The organism is Pseudomonas sp. 3MA1 (assembly GCF_029237275.1).
GTDB classification, from domain to species: domain Bacteria; phylum Pseudomonadota; class Gammaproteobacteria; order Pseudomonadales; family Pseudomonadaceae; genus Aquipseudomonas; species Aquipseudomonas fluorescens_AP.
Window position 1 is genome coordinate 616110 of record NZ_JAACFX010000003.1, and the last position, 15826, is coordinate 631935.

General features: G+C 61.7%; 14 protein-coding genes. 10 read left to right on the forward strand and 4 right to left on the reverse strand.

The window, feature by feature from the left end; all coding sequences use genetic code 11:
* Positions 1-51: 51 nt before the first annotated feature.
* Positions 52-1281 carry an acyl-CoA dehydrogenase gene (locus tag GWQ44_RS11785; protein ID WP_275927393.1) on the reverse strand — a complete coding sequence of 410 codons (1230 nt, stop codon included), beginning with the start codon at positions 1279-1281 and terminating at the stop codon, positions 52-54.
* Positions 1282-1461: 180 nt separating this feature from the next.
* On the opposite strand from GWQ44_RS11785, the gene GWQ44_RS11790 reads away from it, so the two are divergent.
* The 3 genes from GWQ44_RS11790 to GWQ44_RS11800 all read left to right on the forward strand — a co-directional run bounded on the left by GWQ44_RS11790 (position 1462) and on the right by GWQ44_RS11800 (position 3888).
* Complete coding sequence (locus tag GWQ44_RS11790) at positions 1462-2397, forward strand: LysR family transcriptional regulator (protein WP_179600738.1); 936 nt, start codon at positions 1462-1464, stop codon at positions 2395-2397.
* A gap of 124 nt (positions 2398-2521) precedes the next feature.
* A complete protein-coding gene (locus GWQ44_RS11795; protein ID WP_016965740.1) occupies positions 2522-2926 on the forward strand; it encodes a MerR family DNA-binding transcriptional regulator in 405 nt (134 codons plus the stop codon).
* 62 nt (positions 2927-2988) lie between these two features.
* Positions 2989-3888 carry a hydroxymethylglutaryl-CoA lyase gene (locus tag GWQ44_RS11800; protein WP_275927394.1) on the forward strand — a complete coding sequence of 300 codons (900 nt, stop codon included), beginning with the start codon at positions 2989-2991 and terminating at the stop codon, positions 3886-3888.
* A 621-nt stretch (positions 3889-4509) separates the two neighbouring features.
* Here GWQ44_RS11800 and GWQ44_RS11805 read toward each other — a convergent pair.
* Positions 4510-6213: an AMP-binding protein gene (locus GWQ44_RS11805; RefSeq protein WP_275927395.1), complete on the reverse strand. Its 1704-nt coding sequence runs from the start codon at positions 6211-6213 to the stop codon at positions 4510-4512.
* 228 nt (positions 6214-6441) lie between these two features.
* On the opposite strand from GWQ44_RS11805, the gene GWQ44_RS11810 reads away from it, so the two are divergent.
* The 4 genes from GWQ44_RS11810 (at position 6442) to GWQ44_RS11825 (ending at position 12095) form a co-directional block, all read left to right on the forward strand.
* Positions 6442-7605, forward strand: a complete 1164-nt coding sequence (locus GWQ44_RS11810) for an isovaleryl-CoA dehydrogenase (protein WP_047305331.1) — start codon at positions 6442-6444, stop codon at positions 7603-7605.
* A 106-nt stretch (positions 7606-7711) separates the two neighbouring features.
* Positions 7712-9316 carry a carboxyl transferase domain-containing protein gene (locus GWQ44_RS11815; RefSeq protein ID WP_016965743.1) on the forward strand — a complete coding sequence of 535 codons (1605 nt, stop codon included), beginning with the start codon at positions 7712-7714 and terminating at the stop codon, positions 9314-9316.
* Between the two features lie 17 nt (positions 9317-9333).
* Positions 9334-10152, forward strand: a complete 819-nt coding sequence (locus tag GWQ44_RS11820; protein WP_016965744.1) for a gamma-carboxygeranoyl-CoA hydratase — start codon at positions 9334-9336, stop codon at positions 10150-10152.
* Entirely contained in the window at positions 10149-12095 is a 1947-nt protein-coding gene (locus GWQ44_RS11825) for an acetyl/propionyl/methylcrotonyl-CoA carboxylase subunit alpha (RefSeq protein WP_275927396.1), read from the forward strand. Before GWQ44_RS11820 ends, GWQ44_RS11825 begins: the two co-directional genes overlap by 4 nt.
* A gap of 82 nt (positions 12096-12177) precedes the next feature.
* On the opposite strand, the gene GWQ44_RS11830 is transcribed toward GWQ44_RS11825, so the two are convergent.
* Both GWQ44_RS11830 and GWQ44_RS11835 read right to left on the reverse strand, forming a co-directional pair.
* Positions 12178-12894, reverse strand: coding sequence for a formylglycine-generating enzyme family protein (locus tag GWQ44_RS11830; RefSeq protein ID WP_275927397.1), 717 nt, complete (start codon positions 12892-12894; stop codon positions 12178-12180).
* Between the two features lie 134 nt (positions 12895-13028).
* Positions 13029-13694 carry a LexA family transcriptional regulator gene (locus GWQ44_RS11835; RefSeq protein ID WP_016965747.1) on the reverse strand — a complete coding sequence of 222 codons (666 nt, stop codon included), beginning with the start codon at positions 13692-13694 and terminating at the stop codon, positions 13029-13031.
* Between the two features lie 133 nt (positions 13695-13827).
* Here GWQ44_RS11835 and GWQ44_RS11840 point away from each other — a divergent pair, with 133 nt between their 5' ends.
* From GWQ44_RS11840 to GWQ44_RS11850, 3 genes are all read left to right on the forward strand, one after another.
* Positions 13828-14175, forward strand: a complete 348-nt coding sequence (locus GWQ44_RS11840) for a DUF3077 domain-containing protein (protein WP_047305334.1) — start codon at positions 13828-13830, stop codon at positions 14173-14175.
* A gap of 170 nt (positions 14176-14345) precedes the next feature.
* A complete protein-coding gene (locus GWQ44_RS11845) occupies positions 14346-14573 on the forward strand; it encodes a hypothetical protein (protein WP_158552878.1) in 228 nt (75 codons plus the stop codon).
* A 91-nt stretch (positions 14574-14664) separates the two neighbouring features.
* Positions 14665-15819: a M14-type cytosolic carboxypeptidase gene (locus GWQ44_RS11850; protein ID WP_016965749.1), complete on the forward strand. Its 1155-nt coding sequence runs from the start codon at positions 14665-14667 to the stop codon at positions 15817-15819.
* The last annotated feature ends 7 nt before the right edge of the window (positions 15820-15826 follow it).

Below are 15826 nucleotides of genomic sequence, written 5' to 3' on the forward strand. Positions count from 1 at the left end.
CAACGCCGCCGACCGGCCGGGCACTTGCCCGCCCGGCCGGCGGCGACCTCATCAATGCCCGCTGCGCAACAGCTCCCTGGGCACGTACTTGCCGATTTCGTACTTGCCGATGGCCGCGCGGTGCACTTCATCCGGGCCGTCGGCCAGGCGCAAGGTGCGCTGCATGGCGTACATGTAGGCCAGGGGGAAGTCATTGGACACGCCCGCCCCGCCGTGAATCTGGATCGCCCGATCGATCACCCGCAGGGCTACGTTCGGCGCCACCACCTTGATCTGGGCAATCTCGCTCTTGGCCACCTTGTTACCGACGGTGTCCATCATGTACGCGGCCTTCAGGGTCAACAGCCGAGCCATGTCGATTTCCATTCGCGAGTCGGCGATCTTGTCGATGTTGCCACCCAGGCGGGCCAGAGGCTTGCCGAACGCGGTGCGATTCACCGCGCGCTTGCACATCAGCTCCAGCGCCCGCTCAGCCATGCCGATCGAACGCATGCAGTGATGGATGCGCCCTGGACCAAGACGCCCCTGGGCAATCTCGAAACCGCGACCCTCGCCCAGCAGCACGTTTTCGTAGGGCACCCGAACGTTGTCGAACAGCACCTCGGCGTGGCCGTGGGGCGCATCGTCGTAGCCGAACACCGGCAGCGGACGGACGATCTTCACCCCGGGGGTATCCACTGGCACCAGGATCATCGAGTGCTGCTGGTGACGTGGCGCATCGGGGTTGCTCAGGCCCATGAAGATCAGGATCTTGCAGCGCGGATCACAGGCGCCGGAGGTCCACCACTTCTTGCCATTGATCAGCCACTGGTCGCCATCGCGCACCGCGCTGGCGGCCATGTTGGTGGCGTCTGAGGAAGCCACATCCGGCTCGGTCATGGCGAACGCGGAGCGGATCTCGCCGCGCAGCAGCGGCTCCAGCCAGCGCTGCTTCTGCTCTTGATTGGCATAGCGCACCAGCACTTCCATGTTGCCGGTATCCGGCGCCGAGCAGTTGAACGGCTCGGGCCCCAGCAACGAACGGCCCATGATCTCCGCCAGTGGCGCGTATTCGAGGTTGGTCAGGCCGGCACCCAGTTCCGACTCAGGCAGAAACAAATTCCACAGACCTTCAGCCTTGGCCTTGAGTTTGAGCTCTTCCATGATGGCGGTCGGTTGCCAGCGATCGCCTTCGGCAACCTGACGCTCGAAGACCGCTTCAGCCGGATAAACATAGGCATCCATGAACGCGGTGACGCGCTCACGCAGTTCCTGAACCTTGGGGGAATAGGCGAATTCCATGGGCAGTTCTACCTTTTTGAAGAACGGGTGTTGGGGGACTGAAATCGATGCTAGATCAGCTACGAAAATTTACCTAGCCTATTCTCGGCGTGTATTAACATTCATCACCGATATATGATCGGCTGATCCGACAGGCTTCCGAGCCTCCCTCACAGGCCCTAACAATAAGAGTGCAGCGCCATGAATCTGAGCAAGGTCGACCTCAACCTCTTCATCGTTTTCGACGCGATCTACACCGAAGCCAACCTGACCCGCGCCGGGCAGATCGTCGGCATCACCCAGCCGGCGGTGTCCAACGCCCTGGCGCGTCTGCGCGAGACCTTCAACGATCCGCTGTTCGTCAGGACCGCCCAGGGCATGGTGCCCACCCCCATGGCGCAGAACATCATCGGCCCGGTGCGCAACGCCTTGTCGCTGCTGCGGGTTTCAGTCCAGGAAAGTCGGATTTTCAACCCGCTGCAAGCGGTCAAGACCTACCGCATCAGCATGACCGACCTGACCGAGGCGGTGATCCTGCCGCCGCTGTTCCAGCGCCTGCGCCGCCTGGCCCCGGCGGTGATCATCGAGAGCTTCCTGTCCAAGCGCCGGGAAACCACCAAGGAACTGGCGGCCGGGCGCCTGGACTTTGCCGTGGACGCCCCCCTCAACACCGATCCACAAGTGCGTCACGTCAAGCTCATGGAAGACCGCTACGTGTGCGCCATGCGCAAGGGCCACCCCCTGGCGGGCAAGGAAAAATTCACCCTGGACGATTACCTGTCCATGACCCACATCCATATCTCCAGCCGTCGCAGCGGCCTGGGCCATGTCGACCTGGCCCTGGGCAAGATGGGCATCCAGCGCAAGATCGCCCTGCGCTCCCAGCACTACCTGATGGCCTCCCAAGTGCTGCAACAGACCGATATGGTGATGACCGTGCCGGAACGCTTTGCCCGCCGCCACGACCTACACGCCTTCAATCTGCCGGTCAATGATGTGCCGCCCGTGGAAACCCACTTGTACTGGCACGAAAGCACCGACCAGGACCCGGCCAACCGCTGGATGCGCGAGCAGATGATCGAACTCTGCCAGCAGGTCACGGCTCACGAAAAGAAGCTCGACCAACAGACCGCCTGACTCCTGCGCCGGCAAGCCCTCACTGCAAGAGCCGGCTTGTCGGCGAACGGCATCGACGCGGATTGCTTGACGTATACGTAAACCTGCCTTTAGCTTAGCGCCAAGTCCCACCTTGAGCGCCTCCATGAGCAGCCAGACCTACAGCATCTCCGACCTCGCCCGCGAGCTCGACATCACCACCCGGGCCATCCGCTTCTATGAGGAGCAAGGCCTGCTGGCCCCCGAGCGTCGCGGCCAGGAACGCATCTATTCGCCCCGGGACAAGGTCAGTCTGAAGCTGATCCTGCGGGGCAAGCGCATCGGTTTTTCCCTGGCCGAATGCCGTGAACTGATCGAGCTCTATGACCCCAGCAGCGGCAACCTCAAGCAGTTGCACAGCATGCTGGCCAAGATCAGCGAGCGCCGTGAGCAGCTCGAACAGCAGTTGCTCGACATCGAACAGATGAAGCTGGAACTGGACACCGCCGAAGAGCGCTGCACCCAGGCACTGCAACAGACCCTCCAGAGCCAGCAGCACCCTGCCCAATAATCCCCGGGACACCGGCGCGGCTCGTGCCGGCACCCGCCCTCCCTCATAGAAGGTGAACCTGTATGTCACTCCCCAGCCATGTACGCCTGATCGAAGTCGGTCCCCGCGATGGCCTGCAGAACGAAGCCCAGCCCATCAGCGTCGAAGACAAGGTGCAATTGGTCGACGCCCTGACCGCAGCGGGCCTGGGCTATATAGAAGTCGGCAGTTTCGTCTCGCCCAAGTGGGTGCCGCAGATGGCAGGCTCGGCCGAGGTTTTTGCCCGTATCCAGCGCCAGCCCGGGGTGGTCTACGGCGCGCTGGCGCCGAACCTGCGGGGCTTCGATGACGCCCTGGCGGCCGGGGTCAAGGAAGTCGCGGTGTTCGCTGCCGCGTCGGAGTCGTTCTCCCAGCGCAACATCAACTGCTCCATCAGCGAAAGCCTGGAGCGCTTCGTGCCGATCATGGACGCTGCCAAACAGCACGGGATCAGCGTGCGCGGTTACGTGTCCTGCGTGCTGGGCTGCCCCTATGAAGGTGAAGTGCCTGCGGAGCAGGTCGCCCTGGTAGCCCGCGAACTCTATGCCATGGGCTGCTACGAGGTGTCCCTGGGTGACACCATCGGCACCGGCACCGCCGGCGCCACCCGGCGCATGTTCGAGGTGGTGGGCGCCCAGGTGCCACGGGAAAAACTCGCCGGGCACTTCCACGACACCTACGGCCAGGCCCTGGCCAACGTCTACGCCAGCCTGCTGGAAGGCATTGCGGTGTTCGACAGCTCGATCGCCGGGCTCGGTGGCTGCCCTTATGCCAAGGGCGCCAGCGGTAACGTTGCCACCGAAGACGTTCTCTACCTGCTCAATGGCCTGGGCATTCACACCGGTATCGACATGGACCGCCTGATCGACGCCGGCCGGCAGATCTGCAACGTGCTGGGGCGTCCTAGCGGCTCTCGCGTGGCCAAGGCGCGTAACGCTGGTTGAGGCAAGCTGCGGCCGGGTGTTACCGGCCACTCAGAACTGGGGCGAGAGCGAGTAACACGGAAACAGTTTGTCGATTTTTTTGCGACACAGATTGTCCTACAAAAATATCAAGCCATTGATTTTAAAGGACTTTAAAAAGTTGGCACGGCTTCTGCTATCTCTATGGCATAACAAGAATAAAAAGCAGCAAACCTAATAAAAATAAGACGTAACGACTCTGAGATAACAAAAACAACACGGCAGAGACGCAGCTAACAGATTTTTTTGGAGAGGATGTAGTGTGCAGGAGGGCTTGAAAGAGCCACCCGCAACCGGTCAGAGAACAATAAAACTACCCTGAGGTAGCTCCCGAACTGGTTGGATCGCCCTGGCGACACATTAGATCAGCGCTCAAAAAAATACGTTTGCTCTTGATCCCGGATGGGGATCGCCAAAAACAGCGGTAAAGGGCAACGGTTGCCAAAAACAACAACAGACCGCCCCTCAATAATAAAAAAGAGCACGCAACGACAAATTAAAGGGGAGCTTCGGCTCCCCTTTGTGCTTTTCGCGATTCGGCTTTTACCGACCCTTCCTCGCCCCTAAAGCGTGCACCGATGCAGATGCACGCCCCAGCGAGGCTCAGACCTTACCCACCTGCTCGCCCAGCTCCTCGATGCTGATTTCTCGCATGCGGAATTTCTGGATCTTGCCCGTCACCGTCATCGGAAACTCCTCGACGAACTTGAAGTAACGCGGCGTCTTGAAATGGGCGATGCGCTCCTTGCACCAGGCCTGCAGCTCGACTTCATTGGCGCAATGCCCGGGATGGAACTTGATCCAGGCGACGATTTCCTCACCGTACCTGGCGCAGGGAATGCCGATCACCTGTACATCGGCCACGGCAGGATGGGTGAAGAAGAACTCTTCCAGCTCCCGCGGGTAAATGTTCTCGCCACCGCGAATGATCATGTCCTTGTTGCGCCCGGCAATGCACACATACCCCTGCTCGTTCATGGTCGCCAGGTCGCCGGTGTGCATCCAGCCCGCCTGATCGATGGCCTCGCTGGTGCCCTGGGGATTGTTCCAGTAGCCGAGCATGACGCTGTAGCCCCGGGTACAGAGTTCGCCGATCGTGCCCCGCGACACCACATTGCCGGCTTCGTCGATGATCTTGCTCTCCAGATGGGGCTGGGTACGCCCCACGGTGGTGACTCGCAACTCCAGATCGTCATCAGGACCGGTCTGCAACGACACCGGACTGGTCTCGGTCATGCCGTAGGCGATCTGCACTTCGCTCATGTGCATCTCGCTGATGACCCGACGCATCACCTCGATCGGGCATGTGGCGCCGGCCATGATCCCGGTGCGCAGGCTCGACAGATCGAACTCGCCACGCCTGGGCTGATCGAGCATGGCGATGAACATGGTGGGCACCCCATACAAACCGGTGGCCCGCTCCTCGGCCACGGCGTTCAGGGTCAGCAATGGGTCGAAGGCGTCGTTGGGGTAGATCATGGTGGTGCCATGGGTGATACAGCCCAGGTTGCCCATGACCATGCCGAAGCAGTGGTACAGCGGCACCGGGATGACCAGCCGATCCGCCGCGGTCAGGCCCAGGCTCTCTCCCACCATGTAACCGTTGTTGAGGATGTTGTAGTGACTCAGGGTCGCGCCCTTGGGAAAGCCCGTGGTGCCCGAGGTGTACTGGATATTCACCGCCTGGTCGAAATCCAGGCTGTCCTGGCGCACCTGCAGTTGCTCAGCCGTGATGCCGGCGGCCAGGGCCGTCAACTGCGACCAGGGCAGAAAGCCGGAGGGCGGCTGGGCGTGCAGGCTGATCACCCCACGCAACTCGGGCAGGCGCTCACAGTGCAATTGGCCGATGGATTGCTCGGCCAGTTCGGGGATCAGCCCCTGCAGCATGCCGTGGTAGTCGGAAGTCTTGAACGCCCCGGCACAGACCAGCCACTGGCAGCCGGACTGCTTGAGCACATACTCCAGCTCGGAACTGCGGTAGGCCGGGTTGATGTTCACCAGGATCGCGCCGATCTTGGCGCTGGCCAGTTGCGCGATGCACCATTGGGCGCAGTTGGGCGCCCAGACTCCCAGTCGATCCCCTGTCTTGAGCCCCAGGGCCAGCAGCGCCCTGGCATGCAGATCCACCGCGTCGCGCAACTGCTGCCAGGTGTAGCGCAGCTGCTGATGACGCACCACCAGAGCCTCGCCCTGAGGATAGGCGGCGACGGTGTTATCGAAAGCCTGGCCGATGGTCAGCGCGAGCAACGGCTTGTCTTGCGTACCACGGGTGTAACTGCGATCCGGCTGGAAACCCGAGTGTTCCATGACGACCCCTATTGTCTTTATTAGTGGGTGTTCAGGAGTCAGGCGAAAGGTGCAAAAAAGCCTGGCCCCAATCGAAAGCCCTGCTACTCTGGCGCAAGTTGACGTTTACGTAAAGGGCGATTGACAGCCTTCGGTCGCAGGTTTACGTTAACGTAAAGGTGAGAGCCCGCCAGCGCCGCTCTCCACGTCTCCTCTCTCAATAAAAACAAGTGTGAAGGTGCCCACGCCATGAGTTATCCGACCCTGAACTTCGCCCTCGGTGAAACCATCGACATGCTGCGCCAACAGGTCCAGGCCTTCGTCAAGGCCGAGCTGGCACCGCGGGCGGCACAGATCGATGTCGACAACCTGTTTCCCGCCGACATGTGGCGCAAGTTCGGTGACATGGGCCTCTTGGGCATCACCGTGGCCGAAGAGTACGGCGGTGCCGGCCTGGGTTACCTGGCGCATGTGGTCGCCATGGAAGAAATCAGCCGCGGCTCGGCCTCGGTGGCGCTGTCCTACGGCGCCCACTCCAACCTCTGCGTGAACCAGATCAACCGCAACGGCACCCACGAGCAGAAGAGCAAGTACCTGCCCAAGCTGATCAGCGGCGAACACATCGGCGCCCTGGCCATGAGCGAGCCCAACGCCGGTTCCGACGTGGTGTCGATGAAGCTGCGCGCCGACAAGCGCGGCGACCGTTTCGTGCTCAACGGCAGCAAGACCTGGATCACCAACGGCCCCGACGCCAACACCTATGTGATCTACGCCAAGACCGACCTGGAAAAAGGCCCCCACGGCATCACCGCCTTCATCGTCGAGCGCGACTGGAAAGGCTTCAGCCGCAGCAACAAGTTCGACAAGCTGGGCATGCGCGGCTCCAACACCTGCGAGCTGTTCTTCGATGATGTGGAAGTACCGGAGGAAAACATCCTCGGCGTGCTCAATGGTGGCGTCAAAGTCCTGATGAGCGGCCTGGACTACGAGCGCGTGGTGCTCTCCGGCGGCCCGACCGGGATCATGCAGGCCTGCATGGACCTGGTGGTGCCCTACATTCACGACCGCAAGCAGTTCGGCCAGAGCATCGGCGAGTTCCAGCTGATCCAGGGCAAGATCGCCGACATGTATACCCAGCTCAACGCCAGCCGCGCCTACCTGTATGCCGTGGCCCAGGCCTGCGAGCGCGGCGAAACCACCCGCAAGGACGCCGCCGGGGTGATTCTCTACAGCGCCGAACGTGCCACCCAGATGGCCCTGGATGCGATCCAGATCCTCGGCGGCAACGGCTACATCAACGAATTCCCCGCCGGCCGCCTGCTGCGCGACGCCAAGCTCTACGAAATCGGCGCCGGCACCAGCGAGATCCGCCGCATGCTGATCGGTCGCGAACTGTTCAACGAAACCAAGTAAGAGCAGCCGCAAGTTGCGAGCTACGAGCGGCACGCCAAAGCTGCCGTCATACCGACTTACTTTTGCAGCTTGAAGCTTGTCGCTTGAAGCTGCCGTAGGCCCTCCCATGATTCTGAAGTCTCAGCTCAACCCGAAATCCCCCGAGTTCGCGCAGAACGCGGCCAGCATGCTGGCCCAGGTCGACGCCCTGCACAGCCTGCTCGCCCAGGTCCAGCAAGGCGGCGGCGCCAAGGCCCAGGAGCGCCATACTTCCCGGGGCAAACTGCTGCCGCGCGAGCGTATCAACCGCCTGCTCGATCCTGGCTCGCCGTTCCTTGAACTCAGCCCCCTGGCCGCCTACGAGGTCTATGGCGAAGACGTGCCGGCCGCCGGGCTGATTGCCGGCATCGGCCGGGTGGAAGGCATCGAGTGCATGATCGTGGCCAACGACGCCACGGTGAAAGGCGGTTCCTACTACCCGCTGACGGTGAAAAAGCACCTGCGGGCCCAGACCATCGCCCAGCAGAACCGCCTGCCGTGCATCTACCTGGTGGACTCCGGCGGCGCCAACCTGCCACGCCAGGACGAAGTGTTCCCGGACCGCGAGCACTTTGGACGGATCTTTTTTAACCAGGCCAACATGAGCGCCCAGGGCATCCCGCAGATCGCCGTGGTCATGGGCTCCTGCACCGCCGGTGGCGCCTACGTACCGGCCATGGCCGACGAAGCGATCATGGTCCGTGAACAAGCGACCATCTTCCTGGCCGGTCCGCCCCTGGTGAAAGCCGCCACCGGCGAAGTGGTGAGTGCCGAAGACCTGGGCGGTGCCGACGTGCACTGCAAGGTTTCCGGGGTCGCCGACCACTACGCCGACAGCGACGAACACGCCCTGGCCCTGGCGCGGCGCAGCGTGGCCAACCTCAACTGGCACAAGCAGGGGCAATTGCAGCAACGCACCCCGATCGCCCCGCTGTACGCCGGCGACGAGCTCTATGGCGTGGTGCCGGCCGATGCCAAGCAGCCCTTCGACGTCCGCGAAGTCATTGCCCGACTGGTGGACGGCTCGCTGTTCGATGAATTCAAGGCCCTGTTCGGCACCACCCTGGTCTGCGGTTTCGCCCACCTGCACGGCTATCCGGTGGCCATTCTCGCCAACAACGGCATCCTGTTCGCCGAAGCCGCGCAAAAAGGCGCGCACTTCATCGAGCTGGCCTGCCAGCGCGGCATTCCCCTGTTGTTCCTGCAGAACATCACCGGCTTCATGGTGGGACAAAAATACGAAGCCGGCGGCATCGCCAAACACGGCGCCAAGCTGGTGACCGCGGTGGCCTGCGCCAAGGTGCCGAAACTCACCGTGATCATCGGCGGCAGCTTCGGCGCCGGTAACTACGGCATGTGCGGCCGCGCCTATGACCCGCGCTTTTTGTGGATGTGGCCCAACGCGCGAATCGGCGTGATGGGTGCCGAACAGGCGGCCGGCGTACTGGTTCAGGTCAAGCGCGAACAGGCGGAACGTGGCGGACAGCCGTTCGACGCGGCCCAGGAAGCCGAAATCAAGCAGCCGATCCTCGATCAGTACGAGCACCAGGGGCACCCCTACTACTCCAGTGCGCGCCTGTGGGACGACGGCGTCATCGACCCGGCGCAAACCCGTGACGTACTGGGCCTGGCCCTGTCCGCGGCCCTCAACGCCCCCATCGAACAGAGCCGCTTCGGCGTGTTCCGCATGTAATCCTGCGCGAGAAGAACATGAGCGACTTCAATACCCTGGAACTGCTGCGCGACCCCCGTGGTTTTGCCACCCTGTGGCTCAGCCGCGAAACCAAGAACAACGCCTTCAACGCCGAGATGATCCGCGAGCTGATCCTCGCCCTGGACCAGGTTCAGGCCGATCCGAGCCTGCGTTTCCTGTTGCTGCGCGGACGCGGCAGGCACTTCAGCGCCGGCGCCGACCTGGCCTGGATGCAACAGTCGGCCGAACTCGACTACCAGACCAACCTCGACGACGCCCGGGAACTGGCGGAGCTGATGTACAACCTGGCCAAGCTGAAGATCCCGACCCTGGCCGTGGTGCAAGGCGCAGCGTTCGGCGGAGCCCTGGGCCTGATCAGTTGCTGCGACATGGCGATCGGCACCGACGATGCGCAGTTCTGCCTCTCAGAAGTGCGCATCGGCCTGGCACCGGCGGTCATCAGCCCGTTCGTGGTGCAGGCCATCGGCGAGCGCGCCGCCCGGCGCTATGCCCTCACCGCGGAACGTTTTGGCGGCCAGCGCGCGCGGGACATCGGCTTGCTGGCGGAAAGCTACCCGGCTACCGAGCTGGAACAACACGTGAACCAATGGATCGACAACCTGCTGCTCAACAGTCCCCAGGCCATGCGCGCCAGCAAGGACCTGTTGCGGGAAGTCGGCAACGGCGCCCTGACCACGGCCCTGCGCCGCTACTGTGAGAACGCCATTGCGCGCATCCGGGTCAGCGCCGAAGGCCAGGAAGGCCTGCGGGCGTTCCTGGATAAACGTCCGCCCAGCTGGCAGTCCGCGACCACCACCAAGGAGCCCCGCTCATGAGCGCCCCTGTTCTCGACACCCTGCTGGTGGCCAACCGCGGCGAGATCGCCTGCCGCGTGATGCGCACCGCCAAGGCCCTGGGCCTGACCACCGTGGCCGTGCACAGCGCCACCGACCGTGACGCCCGGCACAGCCGCGAGGCGGATATCCGTGTCGATCTGGGCGGCAGCAAGGCCGCCGACAGTTACCTGCAGATCGATAAGCTGATTGCCGCGGCCAAAGCCAGCGGCGCCCAGGCCATTCACCCCGGCTACGGCTTTCTCTCGGAGAACGCCGGTTTTGCCCGAGCCATCGAAGCCGCCGGGCTGATTTTCCTCGGTCCGCCCGCCTCGGCCATCGACGCCATGGGCAGTAAATCGGCGGCCAAGGCGCTGATGGAAACCGCCGGGGTGCCGTTGGTGCCGGGTTATCACGGCGAAGCCCAGGACTTGGACACCTTCCGCAATGCCGCCGAGCGCATCGGTTACCCGGTGCTGCTCAAGGCCACCGCGGGCGGTGGCGGCAAGGGCATGAAGGTGGTCGAGGACGTCAGCCAGCTGGCTGAAGCCCTGGCCTCGGCGCAGCGTGAAGCCCAGTCGTCCTTCGGCGATTCGCGGATGCTGGTGGAAAAGTACCTGCTCAAGCCGCGGCACGTGGAAATCCAGGTGTTTGCCGACCAACACGGCAACTGCCTGTACCTCAACGAGCGCGACTGCTCGATCCAGCGCCGCCACCAGAAAGTGGTCGAGGAAGCCCCCGCTCCGGGCCTCAGCCCTGAGCTGCGCAAAGCCATGGGCGAGGCGGCCGTGCGCGCAGCCCAGGCCATCGGCTATGTGGGCGCCGGCACCGTAGAGTTTCTACTGGATGCCCGCGGCGAATTCTTCTTCATGGAGATGAATACCCGGCTGCAAGTGGAGCACCCGGTGACTGAGGCCATCACCGGCCTGGATCTGGTGGCCTGGCAGATCCGTGTAGCACGAGGCGAAGCCCTGCCCATCAGCCAGGAGCAGGTGCCGCTGCACGGGCATGCGATCGAAGTGCGGCTGTACGCCGAAGATCCAGCCAATGACTTTCTGCCGGCCACCGGGCGCCTGGAGCTGTACCGCGAGTCGGCTGCCGGGCCCGGGCGCCGGGTGGACAGCGGGGTTGAGGAAGGCGATAGCGTTTCACCCTTCTACGACCCGATGCTGGGCAAGTTGATTGCCTGGGGCGAGGACCGCGAACAGGCGCGTCTGCGGCTATTGAGCATGCTTGACGAATTCGCCATCGGTGGCCTGAAAACCAACCTGGCGTTCCTGCGGCGCATCATTGCTCATCCGGCATTCGCTAAGGCGCAACTGGATACCGGATTTATCCCACGCCATCAGGAGCAACTCCTGCCAGCGCCGAGCGAACCGACTACGGACTTCTGGCACGCAGCCGCCCAGGCCTTTGCGCAAAGTCAGCCGCAGCGCACCCGCGACGACGACCCCCAATCGCCCTGGTCAAGGCTCAACGGCTGGCGCAGTGGCCTGCCAGCCCAGACCAGCCTGCACCTGAGTTGTGCCGGCCAGGACCGGGCCATCAGCCTTGGGGCTCACTCCCCCGCCTGTCAGTTGCAAGGCGAACGCCTGTGGGTCGAGCAACAGGGGCTGCGTCGTGAACATCGCGCCATTCGTCGTGGCGACACCCTGTACCTGCACTGGCAGGGCGACATGCACGCCATCACCGCCTTCGACCCGATCGCCGCCGCAGACGCCAGCCACAGCCAGCATGGCGGGCTCACTGCACCGATGAATGGCAGTATCGTGCGGGTGCTGGTGGGTGTCGGACAAAGCGTCGAGGCCGGCGCGCAACTGGTGGTACTGGAAGCGATGAAGATGGAGCACAGCATCCGCGCGCCCAAGGCGGGAATCGTCAAGGCCCTGTACTGCCAGGAAGGTGAGATGGTCAGCGAAGGCAGTGCGTTGGTGGAGTTGGAATAAGCGCAGGTCAAGCAGATGCACTCTCCGGCCCTTGTGGGCCTGGAGAGTGCTTTGTCACCGTCATTGCGATATCGGGTTCCAGCTAAGCCTGCGTTGGCTGTGCCAATGATCGGGCCAGTCGAAAACCCAGGTCTTCAATACGGAAGGTCGGATGGCTGCGGCGGCGATTGGATGCCAGGCAACCGCGACTCTGATCGCTCCAGCCACCCCCGCGAAAGACTCGATAGCTGCCGTAAACCTGCGGATCGTATTGATCCCAGCACCACTCCCAGACGTTCCCCAGCATGTCGTGCAAACCAAAGCCATTGGGCGCCTTCAGCCCCACGGGATGGGTGCGCTCCCCGGCATTCTGTGCGTACCAGGCGATCTCGTCCAAGTCACCGTACTGCACCGGGCCGTCCCCGGCGCGACAGGCGTATTCCCACTCGGCGTCAGTGGGCAGCCGAAACCCGCAACGCTGCCGATCCCAATGCACGTACTCATCAGCCAACTGGATGTCGTACACCGGTTCAAGATCCAGCAGGCGGGATAGACGATTGCAGAACTCCACGGCATCCAACCAGGAAACGCATTCCACTGGCGAATCCTGGTGTTCAAAGTGCGCAGGGGATGCTTGCATGACCTCAAGGTAGAGCGCCTGGGTGGTGGGAAACCGACAGAGTTGGAAGCCCTCGATGTCACTGCTCCATTGGCTTTTCTTCCGGTCATCTCGCTGGGTGATTTGACCGGCGGGCAGAGTGAGCATCGAGCCATCCAAGTGCTGAACACTCAGGCGTGGTTCCTCAACGTCAGTGAACATGCATTCGACCTTATAAAAAGGAGCAGGGCCACAAGCATAAACCTGTGCCATGAATTGACAGAAGGAAGAGGACTGCATTCGTTTAAACGGCCAGCCTTTCCTACATAGGTTGTAGGAAAAGGCTTGGCAGTTAGTTAAAACTTCGCAGTTGCTTGTACGACTACACCAATAACCCGGCACTCGTCGCTGTAGAGCATCTTCGGATAAGTGGGATTGAGTGGTACCAGATAACGCTGACTGCCCTCTTGTACCAACTTGCGAAAGATCGCCTCGTCATTCCCGGGACACTGCACGACCAGCAACTTCCCAGGCTCGGCAGCAACGGCCGGATCCACCAGGATCAGCATGCCCTGACTGATGCTCAGGCCGCTTGGAGCGATCATCGCGTCACCGACCACCACCAGCCAGAAGGCTGCGCCCTGCGCCTGGTAATCGGACAGTTCGTAACGCTCGGGCACATAGGCCGACTGGCCATTCTCCCGGACTTCTCCGACCACCCGCCAATCGCTGACCGGATAGCGGAAATACGGGTTGTATTTGTGCTGCAGGGAAGGCTCGTCCACCAGGGGTTCGCCATCGTCGCCGAGCATGGGTTTTTCGCGGACCACCAGGGCAACTTCAAGAAAGCCCATGCCGATCTCTTCAAGCACCCGGTTCATGTCTTCGATTTTCGGCTGGCGACGCTTGCTCAGCCAATGACCGATACCACCTTGAGACATGCCCAGACGCTCGGCGAGTTTTTCCTGTGTGACCTTGCGGCCTTTCATGTTGGCTTTAACCAACTCGATCCATTTGTCCATGGGCCGAACAATACGTTGTGTATTTCCCGCCTCAACACACAAGTTGTAGTATTTGAAATCTCGTCACAATTACAATACGTATTAACATCGTTCCTACCCCTCTTTCCTTATCACAATCAGGGCAGAACACTTCATGAACACAAGCAGCAAGGACGTGCCGCAATTCGATACAGAGGCCACATTGAACGCGCTCAAGGACAGCGATGCGGCACGGCGAGCAATGGACTACTACTTGAAACCCGCCATTACCGAGCCCAGCAAGGAGGAAAAATTTTTCGAGATCAGACGCAGCCTGAGCAGCGAGGAAGCCATGATCCATGCATCCGATCTATTGCGCTGCGCGGCAGCCACCGCCTATGACGCCGCCAACAATCTGCGGGGAGCCAACCGTGACCTGGCGTTTTCGGTGGTGCACATGATCGACCTGGCCAAGGCCCTGGTGGACAAGTGCCTGGAATGCCAACGTGGTGAGTCCAGCTAGGGTGCCTGATCCCCTCCCGACAGGAGGGTGGACAAGTGGGCTAGATAAAAAGGGAGGATTATTTACCGGAACGCGAGGAAAACCATTTGACTTGCAAATGATAATGATTATTATTGCATTCAGCTGATCGCGAGATCGGTCGATAACCCAAAGGACCTTAGGTCGGACCTTTGGATTATCTCCTCATCAGGCTAATCACGGTTTTTGACCCGGCTTTTTGCCGGGTCTTTTTTTTGCCAGTTTTTCTGGCTTGGCTTCAGGCTAATGAAGACGTGGGTGCTGCTAAAAATAATGGCGGCGATGATAGCAAAAGAATGTCGTTTTGCAAGTCAGCACCTGGCGCCATGCTCCGGGTCAAGAAAAAAGTAGCGCTTGAGAATCAATCGCATAGCCACTAAGCTGCTTTGGCGTCAAGGACGACGCCCCCCTTCTATTACCCTCTCCAGTGTGTAGAGTGACGGTCATAACAATCCTGTACAGGAGCCGAACATGACCGTGGGCAATCACGCTTCGTTTCAAATCACTGCCGACTTCGACAGTGGCAACATCAAGGTGCTGGACATCAGCAATCCACTGCAGGCCCTGCTGGCCATCCGCCCGGATACCCAGAGTCCGCATTTCCAATGGTTTCACTTCAAGGTCAGCGGCCTGCATGTCGGCCAGGAACACTGGTTCCGTCTGACCAATGCCAGCCAGTCCTCCTACAACAAGGCCTGGACCGGCTACCAGGCCGTCGCTTCCTATGACCATGTGAACTGGTTTCGCGTACCGACGATCTTCGAAGGCGACGCCCTGCGCTTCAATCTGGAAGCCACCCAGACTCACGCCTGGTTCGCCTACTTCGAGCCCTACAGCCGCGGGCGCCACGACTGGCTGATCGACCAGGCCTTGAGCAAGGCCGGCGCCCAATTGCTGGCCGTGGGCAAAAGCGTCGAAGGCCGGGACATCCAGCTGCTGCGCAAGGGCAGCGGCGAGCAAGGCCGACGCAAGCTGTGGATCATCGCCCAGCAGCACCCCGGCGAGCACATGGCCGAGTGGTTCATGGAAGGCGTGATCGAGCGCCTGCAGCAGCGGGACGACCCGGAACTCAATGCGCTGCTGGCCAAGGCCGATCTGTATCTGGTGCCGAACATGAACCCGGATGGCGCGTTCCATGGCCACCTGCGGACCAACGCCAAGGGCCAGGACCTGAATCGCGCCTGGCAGAACGCCAGCCAGGAGCTCAGCCCCGAAGTGCTGTTCGTCCAGCAGCAGATGGAAAAGTACGGCGTCGACCTGTTCCTCGATGTACACGGCGATGAAGAGATTCCCTACGTATTCACCGCCGGCTGCGAAGGCAACCCGGGCTACACGCCACGACTGGCGGCGCTCGAAGAGCATTTCCGCAGCCACCTGAAGCGCCAGACCCGGGATTTCCAGACCACCCACGGTTACGCAAGGGACAACCCCGGAGAGGCCAACATGACCCTGGCCTGCAACGCCGTCGGGGAAAAATACGATTGCCTGGCATTGACGCTGGAGATGCCCTTCAAGGATCACGACGATGCCCCCAACCCGGTGACCGGCTGGTCCGGCAAGCGCTCCATGCAATTGGGCAAGGATGTGCTGAGTACCCTCGCCGATCTGGTGGACAGCCTGCGCTAAGTCATCC

Coding starts and splice junctions, on each gene's coding strand:
- GWQ44_RS11830 (WP_275927397.1), bottom strand. CDS start 12,894: ATGTTCACTGACGTTGAGGAACCACGCCTGAGTGTTCAGCACTTGGAT.
- GWQ44_RS11810 (WP_047305331.1), top strand. CDS start 6,442: ATGAGTTATCCGACCCTGAACTTCGCCCTCGGTGAAACCATCGACATG.
- GWQ44_RS11825 (WP_275927396.1), top strand. CDS start 10,149: ATGAGCGCCCCTGTTCTCGACACCCTGCTGGTGGCCAACCGCGGCGAG.
- GWQ44_RS11840 (WP_047305334.1), top strand. CDS start 13,828: ATGAACACAAGCAGCAAGGACGTGCCGCAATTCGATACAGAGGCCACA.
- GWQ44_RS11785 (WP_275927393.1), bottom strand. CDS start 1,281: ATGGAATTCGCCTATTCCCCCAAGGTTCAGGAACTGCGTGAGCGCGTC.
- GWQ44_RS11835 (WP_016965747.1), bottom strand. CDS start 13,694: ATGGACAAATGGATCGAGTTGGTTAAAGCCAACATGAAAGGCCGCAAG.
- GWQ44_RS11805 (WP_275927395.1), bottom strand. CDS start 6,213: ATGGAACACTCGGGTTTCCAGCCGGATCGCAGTTACACCCGTGGTACG.
- GWQ44_RS11820 (WP_016965744.1), top strand. CDS start 9,334: ATGAGCGACTTCAATACCCTGGAACTGCTGCGCGACCCCCGTGGTTTT.
- GWQ44_RS11850 (WP_016965749.1), top strand. CDS start 14,665: ATGACCGTGGGCAATCACGCTTCGTTTCAAATCACTGCCGACTTCGAC.
- GWQ44_RS11800 (WP_275927394.1), top strand. CDS start 2,989: ATGTCACTCCCCAGCCATGTACGCCTGATCGAAGTCGGTCCCCGCGAT.
- GWQ44_RS11815 (WP_016965743.1), top strand. CDS start 7,712: ATGATTCTGAAGTCTCAGCTCAACCCGAAATCCCCCGAGTTCGCGCAG.
- GWQ44_RS11790 (WP_179600738.1), top strand. CDS start 1,462: ATGAATCTGAGCAAGGTCGACCTCAACCTCTTCATCGTTTTCGACGCG.
- GWQ44_RS11795 (WP_016965740.1), top strand. CDS start 2,522: ATGAGCAGCCAGACCTACAGCATCTCCGACCTCGCCCGCGAGCTCGAC.